This is a genomic window from Rhizomicrobium sp. (assembly GCF_056722145.1).
In genome coordinates, this window is the sequence record NZ_JBWZET010000176.1 from 1 (window position 1) to 8,361 (window position 8,361).

Here is an 8,361-nt window from a genome sequence, read left to right on the forward strand (position 1 = left end):
TGTCGGCCGCGATGTTGGAATCCTGCTGCGCCGAATAGACCAGAGGATTGACGATGCGCCAGCGCGCGAACACGTTGAGCGTCACCTGGCGGCGATCCTGGGTGGTGATCTCTTCCTTGGGCGCATCAAGCTCAAGCAGGCGGCGGTCGAAGAAATAGGCCTTCTGCAAGGGCGATTTGAAATGCAGGCCGGGCTCGGTGACGACGCCGACCGGGGCGCCAAATTCGACCAGCGCCACTTGCTGGGTCTGCGTCACGGTGTAGACGCACGAAATCATGAACCCGAGCAGCAAGAGCCCCAGCACCGACAGCGATAGTCCGAGGACGCGGTTCATTTGCCGGCTCCCGGCTTGGGCGCTTCGGGATGTGGCGGCGGGCTGGCGGCGGTCTTGGGCGCCACCACCGGCGCGCCCCCAGGCAACTCAACCGTGATGTTCTTGCCGGCGTCGTCGACGATGATCTTGTTCAGCGGCCCCAGCACCTGGGTCATGGTTTCGAGATAAATCCGGCGCCGCGTCACCTCGGGGGCCTTTTTGTATTCCTGATAGATGGCGTTGAAGCGCTGCGCCTCGCCATCGGCCAGCGCCGCAGCCTGCTGTTTGTAGGCGGCAGCGTCTTCGAGGATGCGGGCGGCATCGCCGGTGGCCTCGGGCACCACCATATTGCGATAGATTTCGGCTTCCTGGCGCTTCTTGTCCTGGTCGGTGAGCGCCGCCTGGACGTCGTTGTCGGCACTCTTGACCTGCGACGGGGCCCCGACGGTCTGCATCTTGACGCCGGCGACCTCAATCCCGGCGTTATAGGAATCGAGCACCGCCTGCATGCCGGCCTGGACCCGCATCTGAATCTGGTCGCGGCGCGAATTGATCAGGTCGAACCGCTCCTGGCCGATCACTTCGCGCATGGCGCTTTCGGCGATCGCCTTGACGAGATCATCGGACTTGCCGCGATCGACGTTGAACAGATAGGCGTTGGCGTCCTTGATCGTCCAATAGACCGAGAAGCGCATGTCGACGATGTTTTCATCGGCGGTGAGCATGTAGCTCTCGTCCGACTTGCCTTCGGGCTGGCCGCTCGCGTCGGCCGCCGGCTTGTAGCCGATGTCGAGCTGGTTGGGCTTCTTCACATTCGGCGTATAGGCGCTCTCGATCGGCCACGGCAGGTGATAATGCGTGCCGGGCCCGGTATGCTCGACGAAAGCGCCGAAGCGCAGTACCAGGCCCTGTTCCTGCGGATTGACGGTGTAGAACCCGAGCGCCAGCCAGACGAGGACCGCCAGCGTTCCGACCGCCCAGGCGCCGCGCTTGCCGAGGAACCCGGCCGGCAGATAGCGCTGCAAATCGGCGCGGAATTTGGTCAGAATGGTATTGAAATCAGGTGGGCGCATGCCCCCGGCCGGGGGTTTGGTGCCCGGCGTGCGCCGCGGTGACTGGCCCCAGGGCCCCTTCGGCTGTCCGCCGCCGCTGTCATTCGTCCACGGCACGGGCCTTGATTCCTTGTTTTCCACGCGCTGCCGGTTATATGAGCAATGAGCGAAAGGCGCAAATTTATGGCTGTGAACCGCGAAGATATCCTTAAAGCCCTCGACCAGGTGATCGATCCCGTCAGCGGTCGCAGCGTGGTGCATGAAGACATGATCGAAGGCCTCGCCGTCCGCGACGGCCATGTCGGTTTCGTGCTCGAAGTCGATGCCGCGCGCGGCGCCAGCGCCGAGCCGCTCAGGCTTCAATGCGACGAGGCGGTGAAGGCGGTGGCAGGCGTTTTGTCGGTCACCTCGGTCCTTACCGCGCACAACGAGCCGGCGGCACCACAACGCTCCGAACGCAAGGCCCCGCCGGGCAAATCCGGCATCGAAGGCGTCGGCGCGGTGATCGCGGTCGCCTCGGGCAAAGGCGGCGTCGGCAAATCGACGGTGGCGGTCAATCTGGCGCTGGCGCTGGCGCGGCTCGGGCTCAAGGCCGGACTGCTCGATGCCGATATCTACGGCCCCAGCGTGCCCAAGATGCTGGGCCTCAACGAGCGCCCGCTCGGCGACAACGGCAAATTCATTCCGCTGGAAAAGTTCGGCATCAAGGCGATTTCCATCGGCCTGTTCCTCGCCGAGGACGAAGCCACCATCTGGCGCGGACCGATGGTGCAGAGCGCGCTGGTGCAGATGATCAACGACGGACTGTGGGCACCGCTCGATGTGCTCGTCATCGATATGCCGCCCGGCACCGGCGACGTGCAACTCACCATCGCCCAGCGCGCCCCCTTGAAGGGCGCGGTGATCGTTTCGACGCCGCAGGATGTGGCGCTGGCCGATGCGCGCCGCGGCATCGCCATGTTCCGCAAGACCGAAGTGCCGGTGCTCGGCATCATCGAGAACATGTCGACCTTCATCTGTCCCAATTGCGGACATGAGAGCCACATCTTCGGTCACGGCGGCGCACGCGACATCGCGCAGCGCCTCGGCGAGCCGTTTTTGGGCGAGATTCCCTTGAATACCGCGATTCGGCTGACCTCCGACGCCGGGACACCGATCGTCGCAGCGGCCCCCGACAGTCCCGAGGCCCGCGCTTTTCTATTGATTGCGGAACAGGTGGCGGCGACAATCGCCGCGCCGCAGCGTCCCGCGCCGAATATCGTGATCGAATAACCGGGGAATTCATTTCATCCATGGTCGCTCCCAAGCCGCAAATCCGCAGCATGTTCGCGACGCCGGTGTGCGTGCACTATCTGCCCGTCGCGCAAGAGTTCAATGCCGAGCTGAAGCCGCTGATCCTCGATCGCGCCAAGCTCGAGACCGTCACCAATGGCAACAATCACCATCAGGGCTGGCGCTCGACGCCCGACTTTGAAAGCTGGGGCGGCCAGCAGGTGCAGACATTGTTCCGTGTGCTGCGCGAACAAGCCGACAGCCTGATCGCCTTGCGCAACGGCGCCCGCGTCGCGCTCGACTGGAAGATCCAGGCCGCTGCCGCGATCCGCAACAAGGGCCAGTATCTCGAGCGCGCCGCGCGCCCGGGTTTCTACTGGTCGGGCGTCTACTACGTCGACGACGGCTACATGAAGCAGGACGACGAAGCCCTCGGCGGCGAAGCCGAACTCGCCGATCCGCGCGGCGTTCTGCCGGCGATGCTGGCGCCGCAGTACGGTTTTCGCGTGCCCAACGGTCTCACCGCCGGACAGATCGAGTCGATCCGGCCGCAGTCGGGCATGATCCTCTTGCATCCCTCATGGCTGCCGCGCGGCGAACACCGCTTCGACGGCGCCGGTACGCGCGTGACGATCGAATTCGATCTCGCCCCTCCCTGATCAGGGTCGGGCCGGCGCTCCCTTGCATTGCGGCTGCAGCTGCTTCAGATACGCGATGCGATCGACCGCAAAATGCCGCGACTTGACGATTTCGTCGCGCGCCTTCGAGAAATCGGGGTCACCGCCTGTGCCGTTCAAGGTTGCCGGTCCGTTGCTGGTGGCCTTGCGGTAGTGATGCAGGTCGTAGGAGTTATGGATGATCGCCTGGACGCGGGCGTTGGCCTTGTCCATGACGGCGATGTCGGCTTCGATCCGCCCGATCTCCTGCGCCAGACCGCTGCAGCTCAGCGACCCGTCGCCCGGATAGGCGACCATCGAATAGGTCTTCCACACGATTTCGCCATCGTCATGAGCCCGGCCGGCTGAGGCCGTCAGCGCCAGAGCGGCGCAGAAAACGACGATATTGGTCCTTCTGATCATGACCACCCCCCTGAAGGCGGCGATATTAGCACATCAGAGGGCTACGGCCCTATGCGTCGTGATCGATCAGGCCGCATGATCCTTTTGTATCCCTCATGGCTGCCGCGCGGCGAGCTCCGCTTCGACGGCACCGACACGCGCCTGACGGTCGAATTCGATCTCGCGGTTCCGGTCTAGGCACGCTTGCCATCCCGGGCGCAGTCCTCTTTGCGAAAGCGAAGAGCACGTAGACCCGGGACCCACCCCAACGCACGTCAGGTTTTTCAGTAGGTCCCGGATCGCGCCAAAGTGCCCGACGGTGACATCGCCATGGCGCGTCCGGGATGACAATTTGGCTTATTTCACGATGCCCTTGACGAGTTCGAAGTCGCGGCTGCCGACCTTCCACTTGTCGCCGACAACGTGCTTCTCGACCTTGTCGCATTCCGGATTGGGATGGGTCAGTGGCGTCTTATCCCAGTACAGGCAGATCTGCCCGTTCTCGATCTTCCACTTGCCGCTGACGTTGAGAATCCAGTTGCCGCCGGTGAAGGTGTGATCCTGATTGTAATAGATGTGCGACGTACCAAGTGTCTCGTGCACGAGCGTGGTGTTGCCATAACGCGTGCTCATGATCTCGTCGTCGTTCTGGTCGGCGGCCAGCGCGGCGAGCGGCGCCAGCGCCACAAGCGATACTGCAAGAATGCTGATACGCATGGTTTCGTTTCCCCCAGTTTTTTTGGTGGCGGAGTCTTACGCTGCCTGGAGCCGCCCGAACAGGGGGGCCTGGGATCAGACGGTCCGCTGCTCCAGCGTAACGTAGGCGTGGGTCGGGCCGGCATGGTGCCGCGCGATTTCACGCCATTTGCCGGGCGGAAACGCTGGCATCACGATCTCGCCCGCGGGTGTACCGTACACTACGGTCAACTCGATTTTGTCAGCGTACGGCAGGGCTTGGGCGAAAATCTCGGCACCGCCGATGACCATGATCGCCGACGGCATCTCCTCATCGGCACGGCGCAGCGCGAACTCGAAATTCCGCGCCGCCACCGCGCCCTCGGCGGCGAAGCGGCGGTTGCGGGTCACCACGATATTGGTGCGCCCGGTGAGCGGTTTCAGCGGCAGGCTGTCCCAGGTCTTGCGCCCCATGATGCAAGGCTTGCCGATGGTCAGCGCCTTGAACCGCGGCAGATCGCCTTCAAGCCGCGGCCACGGCAATCCGCCGTCCGCCCCGATGACGCCATTTTCGGCCCGGGCGAGAATGAGGACGACGGGCGCGGTCATGGTTTTTCTCTCCGCTGAAAATTCCCCTCATCCTGAGGAGGCTGCGTAGCAGCCGTCACACTCCCCTCATCCTGAGGAGGCCGCGCCGCGGCCGTCTCGAAGGACGCACCACGCCGGGCCAGCCGCGATATCTCCGCAAAATCGCCACGGATCAAGGCCTCTTTCTTGGCCCGCGACCAGCCTTTGATTTGGCGCTCATAAGCGATCGCGTCGGTAACGTTGAAGAAGTCCATCGACCACACCAATTCAACCGGGCGCCGGGTGCAGGTATAGCCGCCAAGCTCACCCGACTGGTGCTGGGCGATGCGGCGGTCGAGCGAATAGCGCGCCGATCCGACGTAATAGGATCCGTCGGCGCAGCGCAGTATGTATACCCAGCAATCCATCGCGAAGCATCCTTCGAGACGCCCTTTCGCCCCGACCGAAGGCGAAATGCTTCCACTATAATACAGCGAAAGGGCTCCTCAGGATGAGGGGTGGGGTGAGACGCCCTTTCGCCCCGACCGAAGGCGAAATGCTTCCACTATAATACAGCGAAAGGGCTCCTCAGGATGAGGGTTTGTTTTAATCCGCCTTTGACGCCGCCAGCTTTTCCAGCGCTTCGCCTTGGACGCGGTAGACCGACCAGCCTTCCACTTCGCGGGCGCCGAGGATTTCGTAGAACTCGATGGCGAGGCTGTTCCAGTCGAGCACCATCCATTCCAGCCGGCCGCAGCCTTCGCGCACCGCCCGCGCCGCCTGGTTCACCAGCAGCGCCTTGCCGATACCCTTGTTGCGGTACTCGGGATTGACGAACAGGTCTTCGATGTAAAGCCCGTGCCGCGCCAGGAAGGTCGAGTAATTGTAGAACCACACCGTGAAGCCGGCCGGCTTGCCGTCCCACTCGGCGATGTCGCAGTAGAGGCGTGGATTGTCGCCGAACAGCGCCGCCCGCACCGAGTCTTCCGTTGCGACGACGCGATCGAGCAGGTGTTCGTAGTCGGCCAGCGCCCGGATGAAGGAGAGCACAAGAGCTTCGTCGCCGGGCACAGCGGGGCGGATGGCAAGCATGGGATGGTCCTTTTTCTCGGGAACCATCATAGGTGGGCGGATTCCGCTTGCCAAGAAACGCGACCGGCGCGAGCGGGACGGAACGCCGCCCCCCGGCCCGGCGTTTTGCCCCGGCAAGGAGACGCTCATGAAAATCCTTATCGCCGCCCTTTCGAGCACGGTCCTGTTTCTCGCTGCCGCCCAGGCACAAGAGGACCGCGGCCGCGAAGGGGCGCCGGAACATGCCCAAGAACACGGCAAACCGCCCGGTCATCCGCCAAAAGCTCAGCCGCAGTCGCCGCAGATGGGCGGACCCAACCGGCGCGAGGCGCCCGGCGCAATGCCGCGCCACGATGCCGTGCAGCACAACGACGTCATGCAGCACAACGACGTCATGCAACATAACGGCGCCATGCAACATAACGGCGCCATGCAACATGGCGACCGCCGCATGGCCGAGCGCGGCGGCCATGCCGACTGGAGCCGGTTCCACGGCAACGTCCAGGCCGGCCAACGCTTCCACGCCGCGCCCTGGCATCCGCCGCAGGGGTATCATTATCGCCGCTGGACCTATGGCCAGCGCCTGCCGTCGCTCTATTATTCCTCCGGCCTGTGGATCACGACCTTCGCGCTCTACGGTCTGATGGCGCCGCCGCCCGATGCCGTGTGGGTGCGAAACGGCCCCGACGCGCTGTTGGTCGACCGCGACACCGGCGAAATCATTCGCGTCGAGTATGGCGTGTTCTACTAAACCGCCACGGCGGCCTTGATGTGCGGGTGGGACTGGTAGTTTTCCAGCGTGAAGTCTTCGAACGCGAAGTGGAAGATGTCGGTCACGGCGGGATTGATCCGCATCGTCGGCAGCGGCAGCGGCTCGCGCGACAGCTGCAGCTTCGCTTGTTCGACATGGTTTGAATAAAGGTGTGCGTCGCCGAGCGAATGGATGAACTCGCCGGGCTCAAGGCCGGTCACCTGGGCGATCATCAGCGTCAGCAGTGCATAGCTGGCGATGTTGAACGGCACGCCGAGGAAGATGTCGGCGGAGCGCTGGTACATCTGGCACGACAGCTTGCCGTCGGCGACGTAGAACTGGAACAGGCAGTGGCACGGCGGCAGCGCCTGCTTCGGAATGTCGGCCGGGTTCCAGGCGGTGACGATCAGCCGACGCGAATCCGGGTTTTTCTTGATGTCGCTCACCACCGTGGTGATCTGATCGAGCGTGCCAGCGTGATCGCGAGGCCAAGCGCGCCACTGATGGCCGTAGACCGGGCCGAGTTCGCCGTTCTTGTCGGCCCATTCGTCCCAGATGGTGACGCCGTGCTGGTTGAGCCAGTTGACGTTGGTCTCACCGCGCAGGAACCACAAAAGCTCGTAGATGATCGACTTGAGATGCAGCTTCTTGGTGGTGACCAGCGGAAATCCGGCGGCGAGGTCGAACCGCATCTGGTGGCCGAACACGGATAACGTGCCGGTGCCGGTGCGGTCGCCCTTGTGGACACCCTTATTCAGCACATGGTCGAGCAGGTCGAGATATTGGCGCATGCTGTCGCTATAGCGGGATTCGGGGTTTCGCCCTAACCGACCCGCGCCTTGCGCAAAGCGGCGTTGATCCGGCCCTGCCAGCCCGGCCCGGTGGCTTTGAAACGATCGACCACGTCGCGATCGAGGCGCAGCGTGACCTGCTGCTTGGTCGGAGCCTTCTGCGGACCCCGCTCGCCGCGGCTGCGAACGATTTTCGCCAACTCAGGAAAATTGTCGAGCGGACGCATGGCGCGGATATCAGCCGCCGTGAGTTCGCGGACTTCTCCATCTTTATCGGTCAGCGGCTTTTTCCTGTTCATACCGATGCCCCTCGCGCGAGTTGGCTTTGCGAAAACTGATGACCCGGATGCCGCCCTCGATCGGCGTGAAGCAGAGGACATGCAGCCTCTCGCCGAAAAAGCCGAGCGCGACAAACCGGCGTTCGAAAACGCACATCCGCACCGACCGACGCGGCGTAAACGGCAGTCCGCGCTCGCGCGCATTATTTTCGCTCTTTGGCCGGATCGAATTCGATCTTCATTTGATTGTAGCTACAAAAAAAGCTGCGTCAAGTCTCGTGCACAGCTCGCCCATACCGCCCCCCTTCAAATCCCCATTCCCAGTCCCTATATTAGCGGGGTTCGGGTTCGCCCGGACTACGGCGATAAACGGCTTCGTAATAAGCGGACTGGACCCGGGGGCGGTACCCGGCGCCTCCACCATTCTTCCCAGCTAGAAGCGGGAGCGCGGGGGCGAAATAGGATCGACAGACGTGTAAAGGTTGACCTTTCGCTCGGTATGGTATCCGCCGTTATCGGGCTGTCTGTATAGG

The 8,361-nt window shown here is 63.3% G+C and carries 13 protein-coding genes and 1 other RNA gene; 4 read left to right on the forward strand and 10 right to left on the reverse strand.

What is annotated here, in order from left to right:
* On the reverse strand, nt 1-334 hold a 334-nt coding region (locus AC1P6P_RS09285), incomplete at its 3' end, for an SPFH domain-containing protein (RefSeq protein WP_481402160.1).
* Nucleotides 331-1,386, reverse strand: coding sequence for an FtsH protease activity modulator HflK (gene hflK, locus AC1P6P_RS09290; protein ID WP_481402161.1), 1,056 nt, complete (start codon nt 1,384-1,386; stop codon nt 331-333). The genes AC1P6P_RS09285 and hflK, both read right to left, overlap by 4 nt.
* A gap of 162 nt (nt 1,387-1,548) precedes the next feature.
* Between hflK and AC1P6P_RS09295 the strand changes: the two genes are divergently transcribed.
* Both AC1P6P_RS09295 and AC1P6P_RS09300 read left to right on the forward strand, forming a co-directional pair.
* On the forward strand, nt 1,549-2,637 hold the full coding sequence (locus AC1P6P_RS09295) for an Mrp/NBP35 family ATP-binding protein (RefSeq protein WP_481402162.1): 1,089 nt from the start codon (nt 1,549-1,551) through the stop codon (nt 2,635-2,637).
* A 20-nt stretch (nt 2,638-2,657) separates the two neighbouring features.
* Nucleotides 2,658-3,296 (forward strand): putative 2OG-Fe(II) oxygenase, encoded by a 639-nt coding sequence (locus tag AC1P6P_RS09300; RefSeq protein WP_481402163.1) that lies wholly within the window; start codon nt 2,658-2,660, stop codon nt 3,294-3,296.
* On the opposite strand, the gene AC1P6P_RS09305 is transcribed toward AC1P6P_RS09300, so the two are convergent.
* The 5 genes from AC1P6P_RS09305 to AC1P6P_RS09325 all read right to left on the reverse strand — a co-directional run bounded on the left by AC1P6P_RS09305 (nt 3,297) and on the right by AC1P6P_RS09325 (nt 6,029).
* Nucleotides 3,297-3,716 carry a hypothetical protein gene (locus AC1P6P_RS09305; RefSeq protein WP_481402164.1) on the reverse strand — a complete coding sequence of 140 codons (420 nt, stop codon included), beginning with the start codon at nt 3,714-3,716 and terminating at the stop codon, nt 3,297-3,299.
* 336 nt (nt 3,717-4,052) lie between these two features.
* A complete protein-coding gene (locus AC1P6P_RS09310) occupies nt 4,053-4,412 on the reverse strand; it encodes a hypothetical protein (RefSeq protein ID WP_481402165.1) in 360 nt (119 codons plus the stop codon).
* 75 nt (nt 4,413-4,487) lie between these two features.
* Nucleotides 4,488-4,979, reverse strand: coding sequence for a dihydrofolate reductase (locus AC1P6P_RS09315; RefSeq protein WP_481402166.1), 492 nt, complete (start codon nt 4,977-4,979; stop codon nt 4,488-4,490).
* Nucleotides 4,976-5,365 carry a GIY-YIG nuclease family protein gene (locus tag AC1P6P_RS09320; protein WP_481402167.1) on the reverse strand — a complete coding sequence of 130 codons (390 nt, stop codon included), beginning with the start codon at nt 5,363-5,365 and terminating at the stop codon, nt 4,976-4,978. The genes AC1P6P_RS09315 and AC1P6P_RS09320 overlap by 4 nt, the downstream gene beginning before the upstream one ends.
* A 178-nt stretch (nt 5,366-5,543) precedes the next feature.
* The gene (locus AC1P6P_RS09325) at nt 5,544-6,029 is read right to left on the reverse strand and encodes an N-acetyltransferase family protein (RefSeq protein WP_481402168.1); all 486 of its coding nucleotides are present in this window, start codon (nt 6,027-6,029) and stop codon (nt 5,544-5,546) included.
* 127 nt (nt 6,030-6,156) lie between these two features.
* Here AC1P6P_RS09325 and AC1P6P_RS09330 point away from each other — a divergent pair, with 127 nt between their 5' ends.
* Nucleotides 6,157-6,759: an RcnB family protein gene (locus AC1P6P_RS09330; protein ID WP_481402169.1), complete on the forward strand. Its 603-nt coding sequence runs from the start codon at nt 6,157-6,159 to the stop codon at nt 6,757-6,759.
* On the opposite strand, the gene AC1P6P_RS09335 is transcribed toward AC1P6P_RS09330, so the two are convergent.
* The 3 genes from AC1P6P_RS09335 to AC1P6P_RS09345 are packed head-to-tail and all read right to left on the reverse strand — an operon-like array spanning nt 6,756 to nt 7,985.
* Nucleotides 6,756-7,550 carry a thymidylate synthase gene (locus AC1P6P_RS09335; RefSeq protein WP_481402170.1) on the reverse strand — a complete coding sequence of 265 codons (795 nt, stop codon included), beginning with the start codon at nt 7,548-7,550 and terminating at the stop codon, nt 6,756-6,758. The two genes, AC1P6P_RS09330 and AC1P6P_RS09335, sit on opposite strands and share 4 nt — an antisense overlap.
* 32 nt (nt 7,551-7,582) lie before the next feature.
* Nucleotides 7,583-7,849: a BrnA antitoxin family protein gene (locus tag AC1P6P_RS09340; RefSeq protein ID WP_481402171.1), complete on the reverse strand. Its 267-nt coding sequence runs from the start codon at nt 7,847-7,849 to the stop codon at nt 7,583-7,585.
* Nucleotides 7,821-7,985, reverse strand: a complete 165-nt coding sequence (locus AC1P6P_RS09345; RefSeq protein WP_481402172.1) for a BrnT family toxin — start codon at nt 7,983-7,985, stop codon at nt 7,821-7,823. The genes AC1P6P_RS09340 and AC1P6P_RS09345 overlap by 29 nt, the downstream gene beginning before the upstream one ends.
* A gap of 144 nt (nt 7,986-8,129) precedes the next feature.
* Between AC1P6P_RS09345 and ssrA the strand changes: the two genes are divergently transcribed.
* Nucleotides 8,130-8,361: a transfer-messenger RNA gene (gene ssrA / locus AC1P6P_RS09350) on the forward strand; the annotation flags it as partial.